The following is a 25,808-nucleotide window of genomic DNA, read 5'->3' on the forward strand; positions in this document are numbered from 1 at the left end:
TCACCTATCAGAGATGCTCGTTAAAAGGCTGATAACGCTCCAATAATCAGGGCATTTGCAACTTGGCATAGACCCTGCTTTCGAGGAAGCCGCTTCGGTTCGTCGTGCTCACTGGCATTATCTGGGTGTGGCCGGCCGTTGTTGCCGGGCTGGTCAGGTCCCGGCATAGCGAAGACAAGATCGTGCGTGAGATAAAGCGCATCCTGACGAAGACGTTGCTATTTGTTCGATAAGGCCGGGAGGCGCGCAGTGAAGAAAATCGAAGCCATCATCAAGCCGTTCAAGCTCGACGAGGTGAAGGAAGCGCTTCAGGAAGTCGGCCTCCAGGGCATCACCGTGACCGAGGCCAAGGGCTTTGGTCGCCAGAAGGGCCATGCCGAGCTCTACCGCGGCGCAGAATACATCGTCGACTTCCTGCCCAAGGTGAAGATCGAGATCGTGATCGGCGACGATTTGGTCGAGCGTGCGATCGATGCGATCCGCCGGGCTGCACAAACCGGGCGCATCGGCGACGGCAAGATCTTCGTCTCCAATATCGAAGAGGCGATCCGCATCCGAACCGGCGAATCCGGGCTGGACGCTATCTGAGCCGGGTGCTATCCCGAATCCTGCGACACTCTGAAAGAAAAAAGGCTGCTTCGGCGGCCTGATTTCGTTTGTGCGGTTGCGCTAACTCGCCGAAAGCGAGAACGAATCTGCTCATCTGGAAACCGTCCCGCAGAGCCAAAAGGGGTATGCATGAAGACCGCCAAAGACGTCCTGAAATCGATCAAGGACAACGACGTTAAGTACGTCGACCTGCGCTTCACCGATCCGCGCGGCAAGTGGCAGCATGTGACGTTCGACGTCAGCATGATCGACGACGATATCTTCGCCGAAGGGACGATGTTCGACGGCTCCTCGATCGCCGGCTGGAAGGCGATCAACGAGTCCGACATGTGCCTGATGCCGGATCCGGTGACCGCGACGATCGATCCGTTCTTCGCCGAAACCACCATGGTCATCACCTGCGACGTGCTCGAGCCGACCACCGGCGAGCCCTACAACCGCGACCCGCGCGGCATCGCCAAGAAGGCGGAAGCCATGGTGAAGTCGATGGGCGTGGGCGACACCGTCTTCGTCGGTCCCGAAGCCGAGTTCTTCGTGTTCGACGACGTGCGCTTCTCCTCCGGTCCCTACAACACCGGCTTCAGGCTCGACTCCTCCGAACTGCCGACCAACACCGACACCGAATATGAAGGCGGCAATCTCGGCCACCGCATCCGCACCAAGGGCGGCTACTTCCCCGTTCCGCCGCAGGACTCGGTGCAGGACATGCGCTCGGAGATGCTCGGCGCCATGGCCAAGATGGGCGTCAAGGTCGAAAAGCATCATCACGAAGTCGCATCCGCCCAGCACGAACTCGGCATGAAGTTCGACACGCTGACGCTGATGGCCGACCATTTGCAGATCTACAAATACTGCATCCACCAGGTCGCGCACATCTACGGCAAGACCGCCACCTTCATGCCAAAGCCGGTCTATGGCGACAACGGCTCGGGCATGCACGTGCACCAGTCGATCTGGAAGGACGGCAAGCCGGTGTTCGCCGGCAACAAATATGCCGACCTGTCGGAGACCTGCCTCCACTACATCGGCGGCATCATCAAGCACGCCAAGGCCATCAACGCCTTCACCAACCCGTCGACCAACTCCTACAAGCGTCTGGTCCCGGGCTATGAGGCGCCGGTGCTGCTCGCCTACTCCGCGCGCAACCGCTCGGCGTCTTGCCGCATCCCCTACACCGCTTCGCCGAAGGCCAAGCGCGTCGAGGTGCGTTTCCCCGATCCGCTCGCCAATCCCTATCTCGGCTTCGCCGCGATGCTGATGGCCGGCCTGGACGGCATCAAGAACAAGATGGATCCGGGTCCGGCGATGGACAAGGACCTCTACGATCTGCCGAAGGAAGAGCTGAAGCAGATCCCGACCGTCTGCGGCTCGCTCCGCGAGGCGCTCGAAAACCTCGACAAGGACCGCGGCTTCCTCAAGGCCGGCGGCGTATTCGACGACGACTTCATCGACGCTTACATCGAGCTGAAGATGACCGAAGTCGCCCGCTTCGAAATGACCCCGCATCCGGTCGAGTTCGACATGTACTATTCTGGCTGATCGGCTCGAACAATCACGACACGCGAAAGGCGCCCCCCGGGGCGCCTTTTTTGTTTTGCGGGCTATCTACCCTGCTTGTCGGCGAATATCGCCAATTCCCCGCCGCCAGTCGCAACGACGTAATAGCCTGGTACGCCGATCTCCCATCCCTCGTAGCCGGACGACATGTTGAGAACTTCTAAAACGACATGGTCAGCAAAGAGGAGCGACATGTCTCCGGTGTCCGAACGAATTGAGATGCGCTCAATAGGCCTAGAGCCAAGAAGATCTCGCGCGACCTTTTCGCCATCTAGCGGAGCCGCGAGACCAAATCGATGACCATCGTCGGAGCTCGAGAATGCGATTCTGTTCCCCACGATAATCCGCCATGGACACTCAGCGCTCAGGCCGGACGCTGCGATGTCACCGAAGCTGAATTTCCAATCGTACTCCCGGCGCGTGACCGCCGCGAGATGGCGGCCCGCAAGGTGCGTGGTCAGGGTCTCCTCGACATCCATCTCTCATTCCTCTGAAGCGCTTGGAGCCATCTCCCGACAAGGGCGATGGGTTTCGCGCAGGCTGAAAGCCATCAACTTTCGTTCTGCATCTGACTCCACTTCGTTCTCAAAGAACGAATCGGAATCGCGAAAATCGACGCGCACCAATTCTTGCTGATTGGTTTATTCGATCCGAGATATTGCGAGCGAGATGGGTAGAGCCCTCGCGAAACTACGCAGCTTTCAATCGGTAGGGCTTAACCAGCAGCTCGGCGGGCACTTTCCAGGCCTCGCTGATCCGAAAGATCATCTCGACCGTCAGCGCGCGCCTTCTGTTCAATATCTCTGATGCACGCGAGCGCGACCCCAATAGCTCCGCGAGTTCTGCCTGAGTGTGCCCGCCTTCATCGATCAGGTAGTTCAGCATATCGATTGGGTCGAGACGCGACACATCGATCGGCCAATGCGCCGTCTCATACTTCTCGACGAGCGTTGCCAGGATATCCAGCTTGTCGCCATCATCAGTCCCGGGCTCGGCACTCCAGAGCCGCTCGACTTCAGCGACGGCGGCATCATAGTCTGCTTCTGTCCGAATGGGATGGATTTCCATGGAATCTTTCCTCAATACATCGCAACCGTCAGCGCATCGACCTTGTCGTACTCCGCATGCGTACCGATGAACTTGATAAAGGCAATTTGGTGCTTGAACGCGAACGCGACGATCAGACGAAAATTGCCGCCCGCGATTTCAAAACGCACCCGCTCTCCGTTCAGAACGACCACTCCGGGCACGGTCGTCTGTATCTCATTCATCGAAGCCCATTTCGCGGCTCTGGCGAGCTTGACCCATCGAACGATTGCGGGTTTCGCCTTGGGGTTTGCCGCGGCGAATTTGGCCAAAGTCGATTGCTTGATGATTCTCACGGCAAATATTCCCAAATTGGGAACGCCTTGTCAATGACATGAAACGTCGAAGGCCCGATCCATCTTCCGCCTCACTTGTCCGGAAAATTCACGCCGATCTCCGTCACCACCGGCGCCCATTTCACCAGCGTTGCGTTGTCGGAGGCAACCTTCACGCCGTCGCCCAGCAACGATTTCGGCGCAGCAGACTTCCTGTCGAAGCGCACCGTCACGGTGCAGTCACCCTGCATCGGCCCGCTGAGCGCGCCGCCCTTCCAGTCGGTGACGAAGCCGCCGTAATCCCATTCGAAGCCGGCGACCATAAACGGCTTGCCGTTCGCTTTCTGAACGTCGGCGAGGCTCGATCCGATGGTGACGCCGCCGACGCTCCAGCGGCTAGTCCTGGCGGTGTCGCCCAGGGTCAAACCGGAGGCGCGCATGGCCTTGTCGTTACTGAAGGCGACCTCGTTGCGGCGGTCCATCGCCTTCGGGAAGAGGACGAGCCCCTTGTACTTCTCACCCTCCGCGCCTGGCAGGTCTTGCATCACGGCATCCTTGCCGTAGCGCTGCTTCAGGCTGCGTTCCGTATCGTCTGATGACACCGGCGAAGCGCAGGTGATCGGTCCCTCGGTCGGCGCAGCGGTTTGAGCGATGGCGGTGGATGCGCACAAGACGGAGACAGCAACGGTCAATCTGCAAATCATCGGGATGCAATTCCAGCTTGAAAATTCAAAGGACAAATAGCACGGAGCCGCACGCCCAAAAGACCCGCGCCTACGCCGCCGCCCTCTGCTTCGCGACCATCGCTTCGCCGAAAGCCTCGAACAGCTTGCGGTTGATCGGATTGCGCTGCGGGTCGTATTCGGCGTGCCATTGCACACCGAGCGCAAAGGTCGGCGCTTCCGCGATCTGGATCGCCTCGATGGTGCCGTCCTCGGCGATGCCTTCGATCAGCACGCGCTTGCCGGGCTCGAGGATGCCCTGTCCGTGCAGCGAATTGACCCGGATCTTCTCGCAGCCGAGGAGCCTTGCGAAGGCACCGCCCGGCGTGAGGTCGACGTCATGACGGTCGGCGAACACCACGGTCGGATCGGGATGGATCTCGCCATTCTCGAGCCTGGGCATGCGGTGGTTCATGCGGCCTGGGATCTCGCGGATCTCGGGGTGCAGCGAGCCGCCAAAGGCGACGTTCATCTCCTGCAAGCCCCGGCAGATGCCGAACAGCGGGATGCCGCGCGCGACGCACGCAACCGAGAGCGCAAGTGCGACCTCGTCGCGGTGGATGTCGTAGGGCTCGTGCTTCTCGCAGGGGTCGACGTTGAAGCGGGTCGGATGCACGTTGGCTCGGGCCCCGGTGAGCACGATGCCGTCGACGGCATCGAGCAGCGCGGCGATGTCGGTGATGTCGGGTGAGCCCGCAAACATCACCGGCAAGCCGCCGGAGACCTCGGCCACGGCGCGCAAATTACGCTCGCCGACCATCTGGACCTGAAATCGATTTTCGACGCGATGGGCGTTCCCGATCACGCCGACGACCGGCTTTCTCATTTCCCGTTCAGACCTCCCCGCCGAAGAAGATTCTCCAAACATGCCCCTCGGATGGAACAAATTCAACAGAAGGGTTCGCGGGACGGCAATGCTATTTTTGCGCAAATGCGCCCCCTGGGGCACCCCGGCGCGTCCGCGGCGTTGGCTCCGGCCGGCCACGGGCGCTTCAATCCGGCGCACGGCCCCGGCTTGATCCCGGGCGAGATTTCACGAAAGAGTGCTTCCCCCTCCGAAAAGGACGTGATGTGACCATCCCCAGAGATGAACAGCCCAAAGCCCGGTCCGATCTGGCCTCGGCCATTACCGTCGGCGGCATCGGGGTCGTGCTGTTCACGGCAATGCTGGTCTTCACCTGGTACTTCGCCGCCACCCTGCTCCTGATCTTCGCCGGGATGCTGCTGGGCGTCGGGCTCAACGCCCTGACCAATGCGCTCGGTCGTCGCGTTCACCTGCCTCACGCCGTGCGGCTCGCGATCGTCTGTGTCGCGCTGGCCCTGGCGATTGCGGGCGTTGCCTACCTCGGCGGCGCCACCATCGCCGAGCAGGCTTCGCTGCTCAGCAACACCATCAAATTGCAGATTGCACACGTCAAATCCTTCCTCGACAGCCGTGGCATCGACACCAGCTTCTTCGACATCGGCAATGCCACCTCCGCCGCCTCCTCGGGCGATGCGGGGTCTACGCCTGCCCCGAGCCCGAATGCGCATGGCCCATTGCCGGGCGCCGGCGCGATCGCCTCAAGTGGTGGGGCGATCGTGAGCCAGACGTTCAAGCTGCTGTTCGGCGCGATCAGCGCCGTCGGCAATGTCTTCATTGTGCTGTTCCTGGGGCTGGCCTTCGCTGCGCAGCCCGCCGTCTATCATGATGGCCTGCTGTTCCTCGCACCGGCCAGGCACCGCATCCGCGCGACCCTTATCATCGACCGCATCGGCGAGACGCTGGAGCGCTGGCTGATCGCGCAGATGATCGTCATGCTAGCCGTCGGCGCGGTAACCTGGATCGGGCTTGCCATCATCGGCATCCCCGGCTCGTTCATCCTCGGAATCCAGGCCGGACTGCTCGCCTTCATCCCCACCGTCGGCGCCATCATCGCTGGCGTCATCGTGGTGCTGGCGAGCCTGGCGTCGGGCTGGCTCCCGACGCTATCGGCGCTGGTGTTGTTCCTCGGCGTGCATGTGATGGAAAGCTACGTGCTGACGCCGCTGCTCCAGCGCCAGGCGCTGGACATCCCGCCGGCCACGCTGTTCGCGTTCCAGATCGTGCTCGGCGTCGTGTTCGGAATCTGGGGCCTGGCGCTGGCGCTGCCAGTGGTCGCCATCGCCAAGGTCGTGATCGACCATTTCAAGACGTATGAGGCGCCGCCTCTGGCAGAGGCGGCGTGAGCCAGCTCAGGTCGTCAGCACGGTCTCGGTGTGCTCGACCTCCGGGGGCGAGGCAAAATACTGGCCGACGAGCCCGCGCCATTCCGTGAAATTCTCGGAGCCGCGGAAATCGACGGTGTGGTTCTCCAGCGTCGCCCATTTCACCATCAACCGATAGCGCTGCGGCTTCTCGATCGATTTGTGCAGCTCAAACCCGTGAAAGCCCTTGGAGCGGCCGAAGGCGGCCTTGGCCTTGGCGACGGCGGCCTCAAAATCCTTCTCGCTGCCCGGCTTGACGTCGATTTGCGCGATCTCGGTGATCATCGGTTTCCACCCTTTGTTTGGTGGCCGTATCTACCGCAGCCGGGAGCAAAGAAAAAGGCGCCCAAACGGCGCCCTGCCCGACCGAAAATGCGGCGCTCTCAGGCGAACAGCAGCACGGTGCCTGCAACGACCAGCGCGCAGCCGAGAAACAGCCCGACCGGCCAATAGCTGCGGCCCTGCGTGTAGCGCCCCTGGGCGCGGCGCTCGGCAATCAACGCGGTCTCGTATTCGTCCGCGGTCGAGAACAGACAGGCGAAGCCGCCGCGTGCCGAGGCCGCAGCGGCTTCGAGCGACATCAGGGCAGCCTGCGGGTTCTGTCGACGGATCGATTCCATGACCGCAATGGTAGGAACCGAATGGTAAACAGGGGATTACCGCGAGACCCTTTCGTCTCAGGCCGTCGCCGGCTGTGTCTTGGACTCTGCCTTGGGGACACCGATCCGCGCGGCGCTCTGGCGGCGCCAGTTCTCCAGCGACAGCGGCAGCTCCTCCGCGGCTTCGACACGGTTACGGCCGCCGCGCTTGGCCTGGTAGAGCGCGGTGTCGGCCGAGGCCAGCAGCACCTCGAGCTCGGTGCCGGCGGGGCCGCCGGCCACACCGATGCTGACGGTGGTGTCGACCGGGCCTTCGTCGACCACGACGCCGGAGGTCTCGAACGCCTCGCGCACGCGCTCGGCGACCAGCACACCCTCCTCCAGCGCGCAGGGCAGCAGTGCGGCGAACTCCTCGCCGCCGATGCGGCCCGACAGGTCCGAGAGGCGCAGATTGTTGACGACCACGGTCGAGAACAGTTTTAGCATCTCGTCGCCGGCGGGGTGGCCGAAGCGGTCGTTGATCGACTTGAAATGGTCGATGTCGAAGATCATTACCGTGACCGGGCGGCCGCCCTTGGCCTCGCGCTCGATCATGCGCGCGCAGGCTTCCGAGAAACCGCGGCGGTTGAGCATGCCGGTCAGCGGATCGGTTGACGCGGCAGTGCGGTGCGCAGTCACGGTGCGCTCGGACACCAGCATGAAGATCACGAACACGGTGCCGACGGCATAGAGCACGAGCTCGACCGCGAACACGGTGACCCAGACGCTGTGGGAGAAGCCGGCATCATTCGGGCGCAGGAAGCCGCCGAGCAGGATCGGCAGCATCAGCACGCAGCCGTGCATCACCGGCGCCACGAAGGCGGGCCAGCGACGTTGCAGGCTCTTGCGCCGCTCGACCCAGAGCTCGCTCGCGGTCAGCGCCGCATAGACCGAGACGATGCCGGCGCCGATGATCATGCGCAGCATCGACGCTGCGGGATCGAGCAGCGTCACCGTCGCGATCCAGGCAAGCGCACCGAGCACGAGACCGGGCCAGTTCGGCTTGCGGCCGTGGAAGACGCGCGCCGCATTCCACACCATGCCGCAGGCGACGAAGCCCACCGCATTGAGCGCGAGATAGAGGTGCGGGCCGAGCTTGTCGCCGGTCGCCGTCCACAGCGCGACGGAGGCTGCACCGAGCAGATAGGCGGTGCCCCACCATTTCAGCGCGGGGCTGTTCTCCTGTCTGCCGAAAAACACCATCATGGCGCCGAGCAGTGCGGCGACCATCGTGGCGACCAAATAGAGCGTGATGCTATCGAGCGACATCATGTCGGCCCCCTCTTGAACATAGCAGTTACGCGATCGGCACATCCGATTTGCGCGCCCTTCCAGATGCGACGCTATGTCCCGCGAGTTCCATTCAGGTTTTCACGGGAGCCCAAGTTTTCGGGAAACTCGTCTTCAATTTGCGTACAAACGAACAGCAAAAAGGGCGCTGGAATCAGCGCCCTTTTGCATTTCATTGAAGCCGCTTTCGCGGCGAATGTGACCGAAGCGATTAACGCTTCGAGAACTGGAAGGACCGGCGGGCCTTGGCCTTGCCGTACTTCTTACGCTCGACCACGCGGGAGTCGCGGGTGAGGAAGCCGCCCTTCTTGAGGACAGTACGCAGCTCGGGCTCGAAGTAGGTGAGCGCCTTGGAGATGCCATGACGCACTGCACCGGCCTGACCGGATAGACCACCACCGGCGACGGTGCAGATCACGTCGTACTGGCCGGACCGCGCGGCCACGGAGAACGGCTGCTCGATCATCATGCGCAGCACGGGACGGGCGAAATAGACCTCGACCTCGCGCGAGTTGACCGTGACCTTGCCGGCACCCGGCTTGATCCAGACGCGGGCGACCGCGTCCTTGCGCTTGCCGGTGGCGTAGGCGCGGTTGAACTTGTCGACCTTCTTCTCGTGCTTGGGCGCATCGGGCGCCGCCGCGGTCTTGAGCTGCGAGAGCTGGTCGAGCGACTGAATGGATTCGGCCATGATTATGCGGCCCTCGTGTTCTTGCGGTTCAACTTGGCGATGTCGATCTTCTCGGGCGTCTGGGCCTCGTGCGGATGATCAGCACCGCCATAGACGCGGAGGTTGCCCATCTGGACGCGACCGAGCGGACCACGCGGGATCATGCGCTCGACAGCCTTCTCGAGCACGCGCTCGGGATGCTTGCCTTCAAGGATCTGGCGCGCGGTGCGCTCCTTGACGTGGCCGACATAGCCGGTGTGCTTGTAGTAGGTCTTCTGCTCGCGCTTGCGGCCGGTGAGGACCGCATGCTGGGCGTTGATGATGATGACGTTGTCGCCGCAATCAACGTGCGGGGTGTAGGTCGGGAGGTGCTTGCCGCGCAGACGCATGGCGACGATGGTGGCGAGACGGCCGACGACCAGACCCTTGGCGTCGATCAGCACCCACTTCTTCGTCACCTCGGCCGGCTTTGCCGAAAAGGTTTTCATGTCAGAGTTTCCGTGGACGGGGAATAGCGGCGCGAACACCGCACCGGACTGCGCGGGTTTCTAGAGAAGAGACGCGCAACGGTCAATGCCCGGCGACGTAAATTATATCAATAAAATCAGTATCTTAAAAATATGGTGCGATATTACCTGCGAAAAGATCAAACATTTGGAATGGAATAGGTCGAGGTGACATGGGCGATCGGATCGGGCGACGTCCCCGACAACAGCTTCACCTCCCCGACCGCCAGCCGCTTGCCAAGCTTGAGCAGCCGGGCCTCCGCCAGCACATCCTGCCCTGGCTGGCCCTTGCGCAGGAAATTGATGTTGAGATTGGTGGTCACCGCGAGCCCGATCGGCCCGATGGCCGACAGCAGCACCACGTACATGGCGAAATCGGCCAGCGCCATCAGCGTGGGGCCGGACACGGTTCCGCCCGGCCGGAGCATCCGTTCGCTGAAGCGCTGTCGCAAAAGGCAGGTCTGGCCGTCCGCGCTCTCGATCGTGATGTCGTCGCCGCCGAACGCCTGGGGAAACTCGTCACGGAGAAACTGCTCGACCTCCGCCACGCTCATTTTCGCTGCCGCCATGCTGTTCCCCACACTCGCTTCACGTGACCTGTTACATTAGGTTATCTGCATCATCCAATTGCAATAATCCAATCGGAAACGCCTTGATGTCCACCCAGGCCGCCCGCGCCTCCTCCCCGCAACCGCCAATTCTGCTGCGCGAAATGGTTGGTCCCATCGCTGTGCTGACCCTGAACCGGCCCGCCGCACGCAACAGCCTGTCGGAAGCGATGATCGCCGGCCTGCACGCCGAACTCGATGAGATCCGCGACAACAAGTCCATCCGCGGCGTCGTGATCGCCGCCAACGGTCCCGCCTTCTCCGCCGGTCACGATATGAAGGAGCTGACCGCGCGCCGCAGCGATCCGGATCGCGGCCGCGCCTATTTCGCCGAACTCATGAATGCCTGCAGCGCGATGATGCAGGCGATCGTGCACCTGCCAAAGCCGGTGGTCGCGTCCGTCCAGGGCATCGCGACCGCGGCCGGTTGCCAGCTCGTGGCGAGCTGCGACCTTGCGATCGCGTCGGAAGCAGCGAGCTTCGCCACACCCGGCGTCGACATCAGCCTGTTCTGCTCGACGCCGATGGTGGCGCTCTCGCGCAACGTGCCGCGCAAGCAGGCGATGGAGATGCTGCTCACGGGCGAGCCGGTCCCGGCTGCGCGCGCCCGCGAGATCGGCCTCGTCAATCGCGTGGTCGCCGCCGGCACCGAGCGCGACGCCGCGATCGCGCTTGCACAACAGGTCGCGCTGAAATCCGCCTACACCGTCAAGCTCGGCAAGGAGGCGTTCTACCGTCAGGCCGAGATGAGCCTTGCGGACGCCTATCGCTATGCGGCAGAGGTGATGACCGAGAACATGATGGCCCGCGACGCCGAGGAAGGCATCGGCGCCTTCATCGAGAAGCGCATGCCGACATGGCGGGATGAGTGACAACAAGAAAAGACGACAAATGAACCACGACGCCTATCCCGACAATTACATCCGCAGCATCCTCAACAGCGTGAAGTCGATCGCGATGGTCGGCGCCTCGCCGGTCAATGTGCGGCCGAGCTATTTCGCGTTCAAATATCTGGCGCAGCGCGGCTACGACATGATCCCGGTCAATCCCGGTCATGTCGGCAAGGAGCTGCTCGGAAAGCCCTTCGTCGCCTCGCTCCGCGATATCGGACGTCCCGTCGACATGATCGACATCTTTCGCAATTCCAGCCACATCATGCATGTCGTCGACGAGGCCCTCACGCTCGATCCGCTGCCGAAGGTGATCTGGATGCAGCTTGGCGCGCGTGACGATGCGGCGGCGGAAAAGGCCGAAGCCGCGGGTATCAAGGTCGTGATGAATCGCTGCCCCAAGATCGAATATGGCCGCCTGTCGTCAGAGATCTCCTGGATGGGCGTCAATTCGCGCACGCTCAGTTCCAAGCGCCCGCCTGCACCGACGCAGGGCATGCGCCTGTCCCTCAATCGGATGAGCGTCGGCGGCGGCGAGACCGCGGCCTCTGATCGCGCCGCAAAGAACAAGACCGAACAAAGCTGACGCAATAAACGTCCATTGCGCGAACGTGACAATGCGTAGCGCCGACGTGTGACGGCGCGGCTTGACGGCAGCCGAGACGCCGATCAGCATGCCGCGCGATTTCAGACCACAAGAACAGGACGCCCCCAATGAGCGATCGCCTTCCGGGATTTTCGACCCTCGCCGTGCATGCCGGTGCACAGCCCGATCCCACCACCGGTGCGCGCGCGACTCCGATTTATCAGACGACGTCGTTCGTGTTCAACGATGCCGACCACGCCGCCTCGCTGTTCGGCCTGCAGGCGTTCGGCAACATCTATACCCGCATCGGAAATCCGACCAACGCGGTGCTGGAAGAGCGCGTGGCCGCACTCGAAGGCGGCACCGCCGCGCTTGCGGTGGCCTCGGGCCATGCCGCGCAGGTCGTGGTGTTGCAGCAGCTGATGCAACCCGGCGACGAATTCATCGCCGCGCGAAAGCTCTATGGCGGCTCGATCAACCAGTTCGCGCATGCGTTCAAGAGTTTTGGTTGGAACGTGGTGTGGGCCGATCCCGATGACGTCACAAGCTTCGAGCGCGCGGTGACGCCGCGCACCAAGGCGATCTTCATCGAGTCCATCGCCAATCCCGCCGGCAGCATCACCGACATCGAGGCGATCTCGACGGTGGCGCGCAAGGCCGGCGTGCCGTTGATCGTCGACAACACGCTGGCCTCGCCCTATCTGATCCGCCCGATCGACCACGGCGCCGACATCGTCGTGCACTCGCTGACGAAGTTTCTCGGCGGCCATGGCAATTCGCTCGGCGGCATCATCGTCGATGCCGGCACCTTCGATTGGTCGACCGGCGGCAAATATCCGATGCTGTCGGAGCCGCGGCCGGAATATCACGGCATCCGTCTCCAGGAGACGTTTGGCAATTTCGCCTTCGCCATCGCCTGCCGCGTGCTGGGCTTGCGCGACCTCGGGCCTGCGCTGTCGCCGTTCAATGCCTTCATGATTCTCACCGGCATCGAGACGCTGCCGCTGCGCATGCAGAAGCACTGCGACAACGCCAAGGCCGTCGCCGAATTCCTCGTAGGCCATCCCGCGGTGTCCGCGGTGAACTATGCTGGGCTCGCTAGCGACAAGTACAACCAGCTCGCGCGCAAATATGCACCGAAGGGTGCGGGCGCCGTGTTCACCTTCAGCCTGAAGGGCGGCTACGACGCCGGCGTCAATTTGGTGTCGAAGTTGCAGCTTTTCTCGCATCTGGCCAACGTCGGAGACACCCGTTCGCTCGTCATCCACCCCGCCTCGACCACGCACAGCCAACTCGACGACGCCGCCAAGATCAAGTCCGGCGCCGGCCCCGACGTGGTCCGGCTCTCGGTCGGCATCGAGGACAAGGAGGATTTGATCGCAGACCTGGAGCAGGCGCTGGCGGCCTAGTTTTCTGAGTCATTCCGGGGTGCGCGAAAGCGTGCCCCGGAGCGCACCCCGTTAACAGTCATTAACCATATCTGCCGCATACATCGTCCTTGGATCGCCCCTTTGATTCGGAGCCGACGATGCTGCGCTGGATGGTGCCTGCCCTGGCAGTGATGCTGACGGTTTCAGCCGCTGTTGCCGCCGATATGCCGGCCAATCCGAAGCGGCGGGCCGCCGCTTCGGCGCAGGAACCGCCAAAGGTCTATGTCGAGACCGATCCGGATGCGCTGATCTCGCCGGCCTATGGCGTCGGCAGCTACATCCGCAACCTGCCAGGCACGCCGCTGCTGCCGGGCTCACATACGCTGCCAGGTTATTATGGCCGCCCCTGGGACTACGACTATCAGGGCGCGTATTACGGCGGGAAGCAGGTTGATTATTTCTGGCGCCTGCCCTACTCGTGCGGCATCTACGGCTATTGCTGATCAGCCGGGCTAATGGTGATCAGCCGGGCTGACCGACGGGAACTACAGCCGGCTGCGCTTCCGCGCTTTGCCGAGACGCGAGCCGTTCCGCCCGCATCACCGCAAGCGTGAGCACCACGATCGCAACCGCCTGGTGCGAGAGCGCGAGATCGATCGGCACCTGGTTGATCAGCGTGAGGATGCCGAGCACCGCCTGCAGGCTCACGGCCGCAAGCAGCCAGAGCGCGCCGCTCGCCGCCGAGCCTGCGCGTGAACGCACCGCGTCGAACGCGTGCAGCGCCGCCAATGTGAACAGCAGATAAGCCGTCATGCGGTGCTCGAACTGCACCGTCAGCACGTTGTCGAACATGTTGCGCCACCATGGCGTCTCGAACCACAGCCGCTCCGCGGATGGAATGAACGCACCATCGATCTGCGGCCAGGTGTTGTAAGCGCGTCCGGCGCGCAGGCCCGCGACCAGCGCACCGAAATAGATCTGGATGAAAGTCACGATCACCAGCACCGCGCTCGTGAACCGCAGCCGCGCGGGAACGGCAAGCTGCGGCCTGTCGGCGAGCCGCCGCACCGTCCAGACGATGCCGGCGAAGATCAGCAGCGCGAGCACCAGATGCGTCGCCAGCCGATATTGCGACACCTCGACCCGCTCGGACAGCCCCGACGCCACCATCCACCACCCGACCGCACCCTGGAGACCACCGAGCGCGAACAGCAGCCACAGCCGCCGCTTCAACTCAACCGACAGACCGCCGCGCCACAGGAAGAACAGGAACGGCAGCAGATAGGCGACACCGATGAAGCGGCCAAGCAACCGGTGGCTCCATTCCCACCAGAAAATCTGCCTGAACTCGGACAGCGACATCCCCGCGTTGAGCTCGCGATATTGCGGGATCTTCTTGTAGGCCTCGAAAGCATCGGTCCACTGCGCCCCCGAGAGCGGCGGAACGCTGCCGGTGACCGGCTTCCACTCGACGATCGAAAGGCCGGATTCGGTCAGCCGCGTCGCGCCGCCGACCAGCACCATCAGTGCGATCAGTGCGGCCACGGAGATCAGCCACCAGCGCACGGCGCGATGCGGGTTGGTCTGGGCGGAATTCGTCGTCATTTCAGGGGCAAACCAAGCCTTGTACCCAAGCTACTTGAACCGGACGGCGTGCCCCTTATAGTCCCCCGCTCCCGCAGTTCAAGTTACGCGAAAGCCGCAATAGTCCGCCATGACGATCCGCACCCGCAAGTTCCTCGGCGCCATCCTGCTCCTTGTGCTGGCCACGGTCTGGGCCCTGCTCGGCATGGCGGCGGCGCAGATGCCTTGGATCGCCGAGTCCGGCTGGCGGCAGGCGATCTATTACGTGGTGGTCGGCATGGGCTGGGTGCTGCCGGCGATGCCGATCGTGAGCTGGATGCAGCGGCCGGACCGCGCCAAATCTAGCTCGTAACGCTGCCCGTCGGTTTCACCGGCGCAAACGCAACGCCCGACACCAGCACGCGCATCATGCGCAGTGAGCGCACCCTTCCGTCCCAGGAAATCCGCGGCAGCGCGCGCAGATTGGTTCGGCCTTCCGCATCCACGATTCCCGGAATGGTCGACACCGCGCTGGCAAAGCCCGCCTCCTCCGCCATCACGACGTGGTTGCGCCGAAACGAGGCGCGGTCGCCGAACGGAAACGCCAGATGCCGGATCTCGCGGCGGAAGGCCGCTTCCGCCACCGCCTTGCCCATCGTCATCTCGCGCAGTGCGGCTGCGTCCTTCATGTTGGCGAGAACCGGATAGTTCACGGTCGCACTGCCGATCGTGACATTCGGATCGGCAGCTAACTTGGCCAGATCCTCCCAATCCATCGACGCCTCGCGCGAGAGTACGACGAGATCGATCCGGTAGCGCGTGCAGAGATCGGCGATCGCCGCCGACAAATCTGCCGGCGCCAGCGAGCGCAGCCAGTTCTCGAGATGCGAAAACAGCGCCTGCTTCCCGGCATTGTCGGTGACGGTGAAGCGCTGCTCCTTGTCACCCATCATAAGATTGACGCGGCTCTCGCGCGCGATCAGCCGCTCGAGCCCGAGCCACCACGCCTCGCCGACGCCATCGGGAAACGCGGTGGGAACGTAGATCGTGAACGGCACGGCGTGGCGCGCCAGCACCGGATAGGCAAAGCTGATGAAGTCCTTGGGCGCACCATCGAAGGTGAGCGCCACGAAGCGCCGCTTCGCCGGCAGCGTCACCGCGCGCCGGCAGACCTCGTCCATGCCGAGAAAATCATAATTCCAGCGCTTCAGCGCGCGAATGGCGCGATCGAGAAATTGCGGCGTGATTTCGTTTTGGCGCAGCGGCTGGAACGCGCCGCTCCGCCGCGGTCGCACGCGCTCGAAGCGCAGGATTGCGCCTGCGCCACGGCTGCGCAGCAGCGGCTGGCCGGTGAACCAGGCCAGTTCGAGCCGCAACCGCTCCAGCCATCTGTCGTCAGATGCCAATTGCCCACCTTCGCGTTCGCCGGCGGCCCGTTCCCTCAGCTATTGTCATTACCCTTTGTTGACATTTATTTGCAAAGGTCGGCCACAGGCCGAAATACGTATTTTTCGTTTTCTCGACAGGTTTCGCGGATGACCATGGCTGCGGCGATGCAAAGCCGGACGGCAGAATCGCCAGCGCGGTCGAAAGCGAGCCGTATCGCGCATGTCGACCTCATCAGCGATATTGCAGAGGCTGAGGCGGTCTGGCGCGCCCTCGAGGAGCCCGGTCATCTCTTCACGCCCTATCAGCGGTTCGACCTTCTGGGCTCATGGGCGCGATCGGTCGGGGAACGCGAAGGCGCCCGTCCCTTCGTCGTGATCGCCCGCGACGCCGAACAGACACCGCTCGCACTGCTTCCGCTCGCGCTGCGCCAGGGCCACGGTGTGCGCACCGCCTGCTTCATGGGCGGCAAGCACACGACCTTCAACATGGGGCTGTGGAACGCCGGGTTCGCAGCACAGGCCGTTACCACCGATCTCGACGTGCTGTTCGCGCCCTTGCATGACCAGGTCGACGTTCTCGCGCTGACGCAGCAGCCGAAGCGTTGGGATGATCAGCAGAACCCGTTTGCGCTGCTGCCGCAGCAGAGCGCGATCAATGGCTGCCCGCTGCTGGCGATGGAGCCGGGCGGCCCGCCCGCATCCCGGATCAGCAATTCCTTTCGCCGCCGGCTGAAGAGCAAGGAGAAGAAACTCCAGGCGCTCGCCGGCTATCGCTACCACCTTGCCACGACGGACGCGGATGTCACCCGCCTGCTCGACTGGTTCTTCCGCGTCAAGCCGGTCCGGATGGCGGAGCAGAAGCTGCCGAACGTCTTTGCCGAGCCGGGTGTCGAGCAATTCATCCGCAGCGCCTGCCTCGCGCCGCGCGGCGAAGGCCGTGTCATCGACATTCATGCGCTCGAATGCGACGAAGAGGTGATCGCGATCTTCGCCGGCGTTGCCGACGGCCAGCGCTTCTCGACGATGTTCAACACCTACACGATGTCGGAGCACGCCCGCTACAGCCCGGGCCTGATCCTGATGCGCTACATCATCGACCGCTACGCCGAGCGCGGCTATCACTCGCTCGACCTCGGCATCGGCACGGACGAGTACAAGCGCATGTTCTGCAAGGATGACGAGGACATTTTTGACAGCTTCGTGCCCCTGACCTCGCGGGGCAAGCTCGCGGCGATGGCGATGTCCTCGCTCAACCACGGCAAGCGCCTGGTCAAGCAGAACCAGATGCTGTTCGACCTGGCGCGACGGCTGCGGCAAACGTTCGGATAGGCCGAAGCGCTCCCTCGCCTTACGCCGCCACCACGCGCGGCCCCTCCATCCCCTCGGACGGCTGCACCGGCCGGCTCAGCATTGTCACTTCGTTGAAGCCGACGGCCTTGAGCTGCTCGCACATCAGCACGCGTGCATCCGCATCCATCGCCGGATCCGGCACCACGACGGCGCGGGCATTCGCCGTCAGCAGCTCTGCAGGCAAGTCTTCGGCACTGCCGGCGTCAACGAGCACGTGGTCGTAGGCACGCAGCAAGGCATCGATCGCGAGCGTCACCCGCGGCGACTGCAGCAGGCTGCGGTCGAAGCCGGGACGGCCGGCCATCACCAGGTGCAACCGCGAGAGCTTGTCGCGCGTGATGACCTGGGCAAACGAGGCCTGCCCCTGCATCAACTCGGCAAGACCGGGCGCCGTCGGATCGACAGACACCGCGGCAATCGTCGGCGAGGATGCGGCGAGATCGACCACGACGACGCGAGCGTCGCGCGCAAGATGGCGGGCTAGCGTCAGCGTCGATAGCGTGATGGCATCGCCCGAGGCGGTGCCGAGCACGGTGACCTTCTTCGCGGCCGAGCCCGCAGAGCGCAAGCTTTCGGCCAGTTGTCCGATCTCGACGAATTCGTTGACATCGGCGTCGGGCGTCATCGCTGGCTGCAGCGGTGCAGCCTCCTCAACCACAGGATTGACGACCGGCTCTTGGCGAGCCGCCCGCGCCGCTGGTGCGAGCGTGGCAATGGCGCGCGGCGCGGTCTGGCGCAGCAGCTCACCGGTGACGACGAGACCGGACGAGAGCAGCAGCGTCGCCAGCGTCGCGATCAGCACGATCGGCAGCTTCTTCGGATAGGCCGGCGTGTTGGAGACGATGGCGCGCGAGATGATACGGCCTTCCGCCGGCGCGGAATCGATGCTCTCGCGTGTGCTGGCCTCGCGATATTTCCCGAGATAGGTCTCGAGCAGGTCGCGCTGCGCCTTGGCCTCGCGATCGAGAGCGCGCAGCTGCACGTCCTGGCCGTTGGTCGAGGTCGCCTGCTTCTTGAGCTGATCGAGGCTCGCGGTCAGGCCGTCGACCCGGCCGCCGGCGATCCGCGCGTCGCTTTCCAGCGAGCGCGAGATCTTGGCCGCCTCGTCGCGGATCTGATTGTCGAGATCGCCGAGCTGCGCCTTCAATTCCTTGATGCGCGGATGATTGCCGAGCAGCGTGGACGACTGCTCAGCGAGCTGCGCCCGTAGCGTCACCCGCTGCTCGGACAATCGCCGCATCAATTCGGAGTTCACCACCTCGGATGCCTCGATCGGCTTGCCGCTCTGCAGCATCTCCTTGATCAGCCGCGCCCTGGATTCCGCATCCGCCTTCATCGAGCGCGCGTTGTTGAGCTGGGTGTTGACCTCGCCCATCTGCTGGTTCGACAGCGTGGTGTTGTTGGTGCCGACGAACAGCGACGATTTGGAACGGAAGTCCTCGACCTTGGCCTCGGCGTCGGAGACCTTCTTGCGCAGATTTTCGATTTCGCCCGAAAGCCACTGGCTGGCGTTGCGGGCCTGATCCTGGCGCGCATTCTGCTGCAGCACGAGATAGCCATCGGCGATCGAATTGGCGACGCGTACGGCGAGCTCGGGATCCTGCGACTGGAATTCGACCACGATCACGCGCGACTTGTCGACGGCGTAGGCCTGCAGGCGATCGTAATAGGCGTCGAGCACGCGCTCTTCCGGCGTCATCGAGAACGGATCGCGGCCGATGCCGACCATCGCCGCCAGCGACTTCAGCGGCGACACGCCCTGCAGCACCGGATCGAATTCGGGCCGCTCGGCCAGCTTGTTCTTCCTGATGATCTCGCGCGCGAGGTCGCGCGACAGCACGAGCTGCACCTGGCTGGTGACGGCCTCGGGGTCGAGCGCCTGCCGCTCCTCGGTGCTGCGGTCGCTGCTCGGCCGCAGGAAGACGTTCTCGCGACCGTCGATCAGGATGCGCGATTCGGACTTGTAGCGCGGCGTGATGAAATTGACGACGGCGACGGATGCGACGAGTGCCAGCACCGTCGGCACGATGATCCAGCCGCGCTTGCGCGCGAGCGCACCGCCAAGCGCGTGCAGGTCGATGTCACCGGATTCGGCTGGCGCCGGCTGCGCAACAACCGGCGCGGGCCTGGCTTCAACTCTGGGCTTGGTCTCAGGCTTGGCTTCGTGCTTGGCCTTCGAGACGGCCCGCTCGATGACGGCCTTGTCCGCGCCGGCACGCCAGAACGCTAAACGCATCGAACACTCCCGCAGGGCAACGCCACTCGTGTACCTCGATGGGGCCGATTACACTCCATTAAGGTTGCTGCTGGGTTAATCGCGACGTCTCGCGAGCAGCGCACGCGCGCTCGTCACCGTTTGTTAACCACGAGGGCCCTTAATCCATCTCGATATTTCGAGAACTTTGTTCGGCATTCGCCGTCGAGCGCTGGTTTTGATCATGCCCCCCTCTCCCGACCAGCCGCTTCGCATCCTGCACGCCGTACGCGCGCCCGTCGGTGGCATTTTCCGGCACATCCTCGACCTCGCCAACGGCCAGGTCGATCGCGGTCACCATGTCGGGATTCTCGCCGACGGCCTCACCGGCGGCGAGCGCGCGGACAAGGCGCTGGCCGCGCTTGCGCCGCGGCTGAAGCTCGGCGTGCATCGGCTGGCGATCCGCCGCGAACCCTCGCCGGAGGATTTCCTGGTCTGGCTGCGCATGCGCCGCCTGATCGCCACGCTCAAGCCCGATGTCATGCATGGCCACGGCGCCAAGGCCGGCGCCTTCGTGCGCATGCGGCGGCGCGCGGACGACACCATCCGCATCTACACCCCCCACGGCGGCTCGCTGCATTACCCGCTCAACACCCTGAAGGGCGAGTTTTATGCGCGGCTCGAGCGCACGCTGATAGATGCGACGGATCTGTTCCTGTTCGAGAGTGCCTTTGCACGCGACACCTACCAGCGCATCGTAGGCACGCCCAAAGGCGTGGTGCATTGCGTTTTCAACGGCGTGACGCCGGAGGAGTTCGAGCCCGTCGTCATCGCCGACGATGCCACCGACCTCGCCTATGTCGGCGAGTTCCGGCACATCAAGGGCGCCGACCTCCTGGTCGACGCCGTGGCCCGGCTGCATGAGAGCGGCAAGAAGGTCACGCTGACGCTCGGTGGCGACGGCGAGGAGATGACGACGCTGAAGGCGAAGGTCGAGAGACTCGGCCTGACGGACGCGATCCGCTTCATCGGCCACGTCAAGGCGCGCTACGGCTTTTCCAAGGGACGGCTGCTGGTCGTTCCCTCGCGCGGCGATTCCATGCCCTATGTCGTGATCGAGGCGGGCGCGGCCGGCATCCCCATGATCGCCGCGCGCGTCGGCGGCATCCCCGAGATCTTTGGACCCGAGAGCCCGGCCCTGTTCGCGGCGAGCAACGCCGAAGCCATGGCCGAGGCGATCGCGGCCGCGCTTGACAATCCGGAGGGAACCGCGCAACGCGCGACCTCCCTGCGCGCGCGCATCTCGGCGCATTTCTCCCAGCAGGCGATGGTCGATGGCGTGCTCGCAGGTTACCGCGACGCATTTGCAAATCATTAACCATCCTTAAGGCTGCTTTAGAGAATCTTCCGATTTGTCCGTTATCCGATGAGCCTAGGGATGCTTGCCCGGAGGCGCAAAGCCGCGCCCGCGGGTCTTTGGAATGGACGTGGACGCCTGTGGAACCGCTCAACGCACGCTCGATGCTCGATGCCGCGACCAGCGCCGCGGCTAAGCCGGCTGACGAACCTTTTGTCGAGCGACGCCGTCGCCTGACGCCGGCCGCACTCGAAGTCGTCAACCAGAAGGTCGCCCGCGCCTATTCGCCGATCGTCATCACCGGCATCGCGCGCGCCATCGATTTCGTGTTGCTGAGCGTGGTCGGCATCGCCGTGTATGTCGGCTACGTCATGCCGCTCGTCGGTTTCAGCTGGGTCTATCCCGCAGAGATCATCGCCGTCGCGGTCGCCGCTGTGGTCTGCTTCCAGGCCGCCGACATCTATCAGGTGCAACTGTTCCGCGGGCAGCTCCGGCAAATGTCGCGGATGATCTCGTCCTGGTCGTTCGTCTTCCTGCTGTTCATCGGCATCTCCTTTTTCGCCAAATTCGGCAGCGATATCTCGCGGCTGTGGCTTGCCGCCTTCTACTTCCTCGGCCTCGCCGCGCTGGTCGCCGAGCGCCTTATCCTGCGCTCGCTGGTGCGCAGCTGGGCGCGCCAGGGCCGGCTCGATCGCCGCACCATCATCGTCGGCTCCGACAGCAACGGCGAGCAGCTGGTCGAAGCGCTGAAGGCGCAGGAGGATTCCGACATCCACGTGCTCGGCGTGTTCGACGACCGCAACGACAGCCGCGCGCTCGACACCTGCGCCGGCGCACGCAAGCTCGGCAAGGTCGACGACATCGTCGAATTCGCCCGCCGCACCCGGGTCGATCTGGTGCTGTTCGCGCTGCCGATCTCGGCGGAGACGCGCATCCTGGAGATGCTGAAGAAGCTCTGGGTGCTGCCGGTCGACATTCGTCTCTCCGCGCACACCAACAAGCTGCGCTTCCGCCCCCGCTCCTATTCCTATCTCGGCGAAGTGCCGACGCTCGACGTGTTCGAGGCGCCGATCACCGACTGGGATCTGGTGATGAAATGGCTGTTCGACCGTGTCGTCGGCGGCCTCGCGCTGCTCGCAGCACTTCCCGTGATGGCGCTGGTGGCGCTGGCGGTAAGGCTCGACAGCCCCGGCCCGGTCCTGTTCCGCCAGAAGCGGTTCGGGTTCAACAATGAGCGCATCGACGTCTACAAATTCCGCTCGATGTATCATCACCAGGCCGACCCGACCGCGTCGAAGGTCGTGACCAAGAACGATCCGCGCGTCACCCGCGTCGGCCGCTTCATTCGCAAGACCAGCCTCGACGAGCTGCCGCAGCTTTTCAACGTGGCGTTCTCCGGCAATCTCTCCCTGGTCGGCCCGCGCCCGCATGCGGTGCAGGGCAAGCTCCAGAGCCGCCTGTTCGACGAAGCCGTCGACGGCTATTTCGCCCGCCATCGCGTCAAGCCCGGCATCACCGGCTGGGCCCAGATCAACGGCTGGCGCGGCGAGATCGACAACGAAGAGAAGATCCAGAAGCGCGTCGAGTTCGACCTCTATTACATCGAGAACTGGTCGGTGCTGTTCGACCTCGTCATTCTCCTGAAGACGCCGCTCTCGCTGCTGACCAAGAACGAGAACGCGTATTGAGTTTGTGTCATGCCCCGGCTTGACCGGGGCATCCAGTACGCCATGGCGCTGGTGTTCAGCTTCGTCGCCGCGGAATACTGGATCGCCCGGTCAAGCCGGGCGAATGACAGCGAGCGTGTGTGTACCAGTTTGCGTAAACGTGTGAGCGCGTGATGGCGTATGCGGCGACAGCCGGTGGAATGACAATAGCCGCCCCGGCTGCGCCCGGCGTGCTGGCCCTCCAGCGCGCGCTGGTGTGGCTGGTCGGCGCGTCCGGTGCGATCGTCTTCATCGAGCCGAGCCCCTACGAGATCGCGACGCTGCTGGCCACCGTCGCTTTCTTCGCCACCGGCCTGCGGCTCAAGCTCGTGCTGATGCCGCTGGTGCTGGCCCTGGTCCTGCTCAATGTCGGCTACACCATCAGCGCGATCCCGCTGCTCGACCAGTCCGAGGTCGCAAGCTGGATCGCGACTTCCTGGTACATGGCGGTGACCGTGATGTTCTTCGCCATGGTCACCTCCGAAGACACGGCTGCCCGGCTCGACATGCTGCGCCGCGGCCTCGTGGTCGGCGCGATGATCGCCTCGCTCTCGGCGATCGCGGGCTATTTCAACCTCGTTCCCGGCGGCCACGATCTCCTGACGCTCTACGAGCGTGCACGCGGCACGTTCAAGGACCCGAACGTGCTCGGCGCCTTCCTGATCCTGCCGGCGCTGTTTGCGCTCCAAAGCGTCGTCTCCGACAGATTCGCCAAGGCGTTCCGCAACGTCATCGCCTTCGGCATCATGTCGCTGGCGATTCTGCTCGCCTTCTCCCGCGCCGCCTGGGGCGGGCTGGTCCTGACCTCGGCCTTCATGCTGGCGCTGATGGTGCTGACCAGCCGCACCAATGCGCAGCGCTCGCGCATCATCATCATGGCCATCGTCGCAATGGTGCTCGGCCTCGCGCTGATCGCGGTGCTGCTGTCATTCGACTCCATCGCCGAGATGTTCAAGCAGCGCGCGAGCTTCGACCAGAGCTATGACGAAGGCCGCTTCGGCCGGTTCGGCCGCCACATCCTCGGTGCGGAGATGGCGCTCGACCTGCCGTTCGGCATCGGCCCCTTGCAATTCCACCGCTTCTTTCCCGAAGACACCCACAATTCCTATCTGAACGCCTTCATGTCCGGCGGCTGGCTCTCCGGCGTATGCTATCCTGCGCTGGTCTTCACCACCGTCATCATAGGCTTCCGCCACATCTTCGTTCGCGTGCCCTGGCAGCGCGCTTATCTCGCGGTGTTCGCGGCCTTCGTCGGCACCGTCGGCGAAAGTTTCGTGATCGACACCGACCACTGGCGGCACTTTTGGATGATGCTGGGCGCGATGTGGGGCATGATCGCGGCTGCGCAGGCCTACAAGATCAAGTCTGGCGAGGACGCTTCTTCAGCTTGAGATCGGGACGCTTCTCCGGCGGCGCATCGAGCAGGCCCTTCAGCGCCGCGGTTGCCGCGAGCACGCCCTTGTAACCCTCGGTCGCGAAACGCAGCAGCAGCCGCAGCTCCTCGTCCGAATAAGCGCTCCAGACCTTCTCCATCGCCTGCTGCATCGGCACATAAAGTTCGCCGATCTTCATGGCCTTCTCCGGCACGACGGCGATGAAAACCTTACGGCGATCGGTCTCGTCGCGCTCGCGGCGCACGAGGCCGGCCTTCTCGAGCCGGTCGACCACGCCGGTGATGGCGCCGGTCGTCAGCCCCGTGACTTCGGCGAGCCGGCCCGCCGTCACGCGACCTTCAAGGTACAGGATGTCCATGCATTCGAGGTCGGAATTGGCAATTCCTGCAACGTTGGCAACGGTCTGGCCATAGAGCACGCCCTGCGCGGACGACCGGCGCATCGCCTCCTCGACCTCTTGCAACAACGTCACGCGCGCCTTCGTCCTTGACAAGGCCGACCTCATATCTTAGTCGATATATATCTTAGCCACTAAGAGATTTAGCGACCGTAATTTCTCCTATCACCGCGGAAGCGTCCGGAGCAAGCCATGTCCTATCGTCCCCGCAAGGCCCTGATCATCGGCGCCGGCATCGCCGGGCCCGTTGCCGCGATCCTGCTGCGCCGCGCCGGCATCGAATCCGCGATCTACGAAGCCTGGCCCTACTCCAAAGGCATCGGCGGCGGCCTCCAGATCGCGCCGAACGGCATGCATGTGATGGACGAGATCGGGCTTGCGGACGAGCTGATCAGCCGCGGCTCGATCGCGGAGTCCTTCGACTTCTATTCGCAGGAAGGCCGAAGGCTCGGCTCGATCAACCGCGACATGGCGCGGCGCTTCGGCCAGCCCGCGGTCAATGTCTGCCGCGCCACGCTGAACGAGATGCTGATCGACAAGGCCTGGTGCGCCTGCGTCTCGCTCTATTTCGACAAGCGCCTGATCAAGATCGAGGATCGCGGCGACCAGCCGATCATCGCCTATTTCGCCGACGGCACCACCGCCGAGGGTGATTTCCTGATTGGCGCAGACGGTGTGCATTCGATCACGCGGCGCCAAGTCGTGCCGGACGGACCAACACCCTTCAATACAGGCCTGATCGGGTTCGGCGGTTTCGTGCCTCACGCGGTCTTCGACGGCCGCACGATCGCCCGACATGTCGAGACCACGTTCGGGCAGAGCGGCTTCTTCGGCTACGGCTATTGCAGCCCGGACCCGAAGGACGGCGTGATGTGGTGGAGCACGCAGCCGGCCCGCGGCATGGATGCCGCGATGTTCCGCGCGCTCGACCAGCAGACCCTGAAGCAGCACCTGCGCGGCTTCCATCACGGCTGGCATGATCCGATCCCTGCCATCATCGAGGCGGCCGAAAACATCGCGGTCACCGACACGCTCGACGTCGCGACCCTGCCGACCTGGTCGCGCAAGCGCTCGCTGCTGATCGGCGATGCCGCGCATGCAACCAGCCCCCATGCCGGCCAGGGCGCCTCGCTCGCGCTGGAAGATGCGATGCGGCTCGCCCGTCTCATGCAGGAGGGCCAGGAGCTAACCGCCACCTTCCAGGCCTTCGAGGCCGAGCGGCGCCCCCGCGCCGAGAAGATCGTCGCGATGGCGCGGCGCAACGGCAACAGCAAGCGCGAATTCAGCGCCACCGGCGCCTTCATCCGCAATCAGATGATGAAGTGGCTGCTGCCGCTGGGCTCGAAGAGCATGGAGTTCATGTACGCGTATGACGCGCGGGCGGTGTAGCGCCGAGCTGCCGTAGGACACGGTGCAGTAGGGTGGG

At 63.9% G+C, this 25,808-nt stretch carries 29 protein-coding genes; 14 read left to right on the top strand and 15 right to left on the bottom strand.

All coding sequences use genetic code 11. The features are described 5' to 3' along the window. Window positions 1–249: 249 nt before the first annotated feature. Window positions 250–588 carry a P-II family nitrogen regulator gene (locus FXB40_RS19265; protein WP_007603495.1) on the top strand — a complete coding sequence of 113 codons (339 nt, stop codon included), beginning with the start codon at window positions 250–252 and terminating at the stop codon, window positions 586–588. A gap of 150 nt (window positions 589–738) precedes the next feature. Further along, window positions 739–2,148 (top strand): type I glutamate--ammonia ligase, encoded by a 1,410-nt coding sequence (gene glnA / locus FXB40_RS19270; RefSeq protein ID WP_148773760.1) that lies wholly within the window; start codon window positions 739–741, stop codon window positions 2,146–2,148. Window positions 2,149–2,210: 62 nt separating this feature from the next. Here glnA and FXB40_RS19275 read toward each other — a convergent pair whose 3' ends face one another. From FXB40_RS19275 to FXB40_RS19295, 5 genes are all read right to left on the bottom strand, one after another. After that, window positions 2,211–2,645 (bottom strand): hypothetical protein, encoded by a 435-nt coding sequence (locus FXB40_RS19275; RefSeq protein WP_148773761.1) that lies wholly within the window; start codon window positions 2,643–2,645, stop codon window positions 2,211–2,213. Window positions 2,646–2,856: 211 nt separating this feature from the next. After that, window positions 2,857–3,234: a helix-turn-helix domain-containing protein gene (locus tag FXB40_RS19280; RefSeq protein WP_148773762.1), complete on the bottom strand. Its 378-nt coding sequence runs from the start codon at window positions 3,232–3,234 to the stop codon at window positions 2,857–2,859. An 11-nt stretch (window positions 3,235–3,245) separates the two neighbouring features. Beyond that, window positions 3,246–3,524 carry a type II toxin-antitoxin system HigB family toxin gene (locus tag FXB40_RS19285; RefSeq protein ID WP_246207718.1) on the bottom strand — a complete coding sequence of 93 codons (279 nt, stop codon included), beginning with the start codon at window positions 3,522–3,524 and terminating at the stop codon, window positions 3,246–3,248. A gap of 95 nt (window positions 3,525–3,619) precedes the next feature. Continuing rightward, window positions 3,620–4,231 carry a hypothetical protein gene (locus FXB40_RS19290; protein ID WP_148773764.1) on the bottom strand — a complete coding sequence of 204 codons (612 nt, stop codon included), beginning with the start codon at window positions 4,229–4,231 and terminating at the stop codon, window positions 3,620–3,622. Between the two features lie 70 nt (window positions 4,232–4,301). Further along, entirely contained in the window at window positions 4,302–5,075 is a 774-nt protein-coding gene (locus tag FXB40_RS19295) for a gamma-glutamyl-gamma-aminobutyrate hydrolase family protein (RefSeq protein ID WP_187436986.1), read from the bottom strand. Window positions 5,076–5,320: 245 nt separating this feature from the next. On the opposite strand from FXB40_RS19295, the gene FXB40_RS19300 reads away from it, so the two are divergent. Next, complete coding sequence (locus tag FXB40_RS19300; RefSeq protein ID WP_148773766.1) at window positions 5,321–6,457, top strand: AI-2E family transporter; 1,137 nt, start codon at window positions 5,321–5,323, stop codon at window positions 6,455–6,457. Window positions 6,458–6,463: 6 nt separating this feature from the next. On the opposite strand, the gene FXB40_RS19305 is transcribed toward FXB40_RS19300, so the two are convergent. From FXB40_RS19305 to FXB40_RS19330, 6 genes are all read right to left on the bottom strand, one after another. Next, window positions 6,464–6,760: an antibiotic biosynthesis monooxygenase family protein gene (locus FXB40_RS19305; protein ID WP_035673823.1), complete on the bottom strand. Its 297-nt coding sequence runs from the start codon at window positions 6,758–6,760 to the stop codon at window positions 6,464–6,466. Between the two features lie 98 nt (window positions 6,761–6,858). Then, window positions 6,859–7,095: a hypothetical protein gene (locus FXB40_RS19310; protein WP_148773767.1), complete on the bottom strand. Its 237-nt coding sequence runs from the start codon at window positions 7,093–7,095 to the stop codon at window positions 6,859–6,861. A gap of 57 nt (window positions 7,096–7,152) precedes the next feature. Beyond that, window positions 7,153–8,385 (bottom strand): GGDEF domain-containing protein, encoded by a 1,233-nt coding sequence (locus FXB40_RS19315; protein WP_148773768.1) that lies wholly within the window; start codon window positions 8,383–8,385, stop codon window positions 7,153–7,155. Between the two features lie 229 nt (window positions 8,386–8,614). Beyond that, the gene (rpsI, locus tag FXB40_RS19320; RefSeq protein ID WP_007611021.1) at window positions 8,615–9,094 is read right to left on the bottom strand and encodes a 30S ribosomal protein S9; all 480 of its coding nucleotides are present in this window, start codon (window positions 9,092–9,094) and stop codon (window positions 8,615–8,617) included. Between the two features lie 2 nt (window positions 9,095–9,096). Then, on the bottom strand, window positions 9,097–9,561 hold the full coding sequence (rplM, locus tag FXB40_RS19325; RefSeq protein WP_008137961.1) for a 50S ribosomal protein L13: 465 nt from the start codon (window positions 9,559–9,561) through the stop codon (window positions 9,097–9,099). A gap of 158 nt (window positions 9,562–9,719) precedes the next feature. Continuing rightward, a complete protein-coding gene (locus tag FXB40_RS19330) occupies window positions 9,720–10,148 on the bottom strand; it encodes a PaaI family thioesterase (RefSeq protein WP_148773769.1) in 429 nt (142 codons plus the stop codon). Window positions 10,149–10,234: 86 nt separating this feature from the next. Here FXB40_RS19330 and FXB40_RS19335 point away from each other — a divergent pair, with 86 nt between their 5' ends. From FXB40_RS19335 to FXB40_RS19350, 4 genes are all read left to right on the top strand, one after another. Next, a complete protein-coding gene (locus FXB40_RS19335; protein WP_187436987.1) occupies window positions 10,235–11,059 on the top strand; it encodes an enoyl-CoA hydratase in 825 nt (274 codons plus the stop codon). Between the two features lie 19 nt (window positions 11,060–11,078). Continuing rightward, the gene (locus tag FXB40_RS19340) at window positions 11,079–11,663 is read left to right on the top strand and encodes a CoA-binding protein (protein WP_148773771.1); all 585 of its coding nucleotides are present in this window, start codon (window positions 11,079–11,081) and stop codon (window positions 11,661–11,663) included. Window positions 11,664–11,791: 128 nt separating this feature from the next. Continuing rightward, window positions 11,792–13,072 carry an O-acetylhomoserine aminocarboxypropyltransferase gene (locus FXB40_RS19345; protein ID WP_148773772.1) on the top strand — a complete coding sequence of 427 codons (1,281 nt, stop codon included), beginning with the start codon at window positions 11,792–11,794 and terminating at the stop codon, window positions 13,070–13,072. A gap of 119 nt (window positions 13,073–13,191) precedes the next feature. Beyond that, window positions 13,192–13,536, top strand: a complete 345-nt coding sequence (locus FXB40_RS19350; protein ID WP_148773773.1) for a hypothetical protein — start codon at window positions 13,192–13,194, stop codon at window positions 13,534–13,536. Window positions 13,537–13,555: 19 nt separating this feature from the next. Here the strand turns inward: FXB40_RS19350 and FXB40_RS19355 are convergent, their stop codons facing one another. After that, on the bottom strand, window positions 13,556–14,638 hold the full coding sequence (locus FXB40_RS19355; RefSeq protein ID WP_148773774.1) for a COX15/CtaA family protein: 1,083 nt from the start codon (window positions 14,636–14,638) through the stop codon (window positions 13,556–13,558). A 109-nt stretch (window positions 14,639–14,747) separates the two neighbouring features. Here FXB40_RS19355 and FXB40_RS19360 point away from each other — a divergent pair, with 109 nt between their 5' ends. After that, entirely contained in the window at window positions 14,748–14,969 is a 222-nt protein-coding gene (locus FXB40_RS19360) for a DUF2842 domain-containing protein (RefSeq protein ID WP_045003154.1), read from the top strand. Here the strand turns inward: FXB40_RS19360 and FXB40_RS19365 are convergent. Beyond that, window positions 14,959–16,002, bottom strand: a complete 1,044-nt coding sequence (locus FXB40_RS19365) for a polysaccharide deacetylase family protein (protein WP_148773775.1) — start codon at window positions 16,000–16,002, stop codon at window positions 14,959–14,961. The genes FXB40_RS19360 and FXB40_RS19365 overlap by 11 nt on opposite strands. Before the next feature lie 129 nt (window positions 16,003–16,131). Here FXB40_RS19365 and FXB40_RS19370 point away from each other — a divergent pair, with 129 nt between their 5' ends. Continuing rightward, window positions 16,132–17,313: a GNAT family N-acetyltransferase gene (locus FXB40_RS19370; protein ID WP_148773776.1), complete on the top strand. Its 1,182-nt coding sequence runs from the start codon at window positions 16,132–16,134 to the stop codon at window positions 17,311–17,313. A gap of 19 nt (window positions 17,314–17,332) precedes the next feature. Here FXB40_RS19370 and FXB40_RS19375 read toward each other — a convergent pair whose 3' ends face one another. Beyond that, complete coding sequence (locus FXB40_RS19375) at window positions 17,333–19,570, bottom strand: GumC family protein (RefSeq protein WP_148773777.1); 2,238 nt, start codon at window positions 19,568–19,570, stop codon at window positions 17,333–17,335. 202 nt (window positions 19,571–19,772) lie between these two features. On the opposite strand from FXB40_RS19375, the gene FXB40_RS19380 reads away from it, so the two are divergent. The 4 genes from FXB40_RS19380 (at window position 19,773) to FXB40_RS19390 (ending at window position 23,982) form a co-directional block, all read left to right on the top strand. Continuing rightward, window positions 19,773–20,906 (top strand): glycosyltransferase family 4 protein, encoded by a 1,134-nt coding sequence (locus FXB40_RS19380; RefSeq protein WP_148773778.1) that lies wholly within the window; start codon window positions 19,773–19,775, stop codon window positions 20,904–20,906. Between the two features lie 119 nt (window positions 20,907–21,025). After that, entirely contained in the window at window positions 21,026–22,573 is a 1,548-nt protein-coding gene (locus tag FXB40_RS19385) for an undecaprenyl-phosphate glucose phosphotransferase (protein WP_148773779.1), read from the top strand. A 9-nt stretch (window positions 22,574–22,582) separates the two neighbouring features. Further along, on the top strand, window positions 22,583–22,726 hold the full coding sequence (locus FXB40_RS47975; RefSeq protein ID WP_187436988.1) for a hypothetical protein: 144 nt from the start codon (window positions 22,583–22,585) through the stop codon (window positions 22,724–22,726). Continuing rightward, the gene (locus FXB40_RS19390; protein WP_187436989.1) at window positions 22,726–23,982 is read left to right on the top strand and encodes an O-antigen ligase family protein; all 1,257 of its coding nucleotides are present in this window, start codon (window positions 22,726–22,728) and stop codon (window positions 23,980–23,982) included. The genes FXB40_RS47975 and FXB40_RS19390 overlap by 1 nt, the downstream gene beginning before the upstream one ends. Here FXB40_RS19390 and FXB40_RS19395 read toward each other — a convergent pair. Beyond that, entirely contained in the window at window positions 23,951–24,427 is a 477-nt protein-coding gene (locus FXB40_RS19395) for a MarR family winged helix-turn-helix transcriptional regulator (protein WP_187437006.1), read from the bottom strand. The genes FXB40_RS19390 and FXB40_RS19395 overlap by 32 nt on opposite strands. 147 nt (window positions 24,428–24,574) lie before the next feature. Between FXB40_RS19395 and FXB40_RS19400 the strand changes: the two genes are divergently transcribed. Further along, complete coding sequence (locus FXB40_RS19400; RefSeq protein ID WP_148773782.1) at window positions 24,575–25,771, top strand: FAD-dependent monooxygenase; 1,197 nt, start codon at window positions 24,575–24,577, stop codon at window positions 25,769–25,771. Window positions 25,772–25,808 lie beyond the last annotated feature (37 nt).

The organism is Bradyrhizobium rifense (genome assembly GCF_008123425.1).
Classification (GTDB): domain Bacteria; phylum Pseudomonadota; class Alphaproteobacteria; order Rhizobiales; family Xanthobacteraceae; genus Bradyrhizobium; species Bradyrhizobium rifense.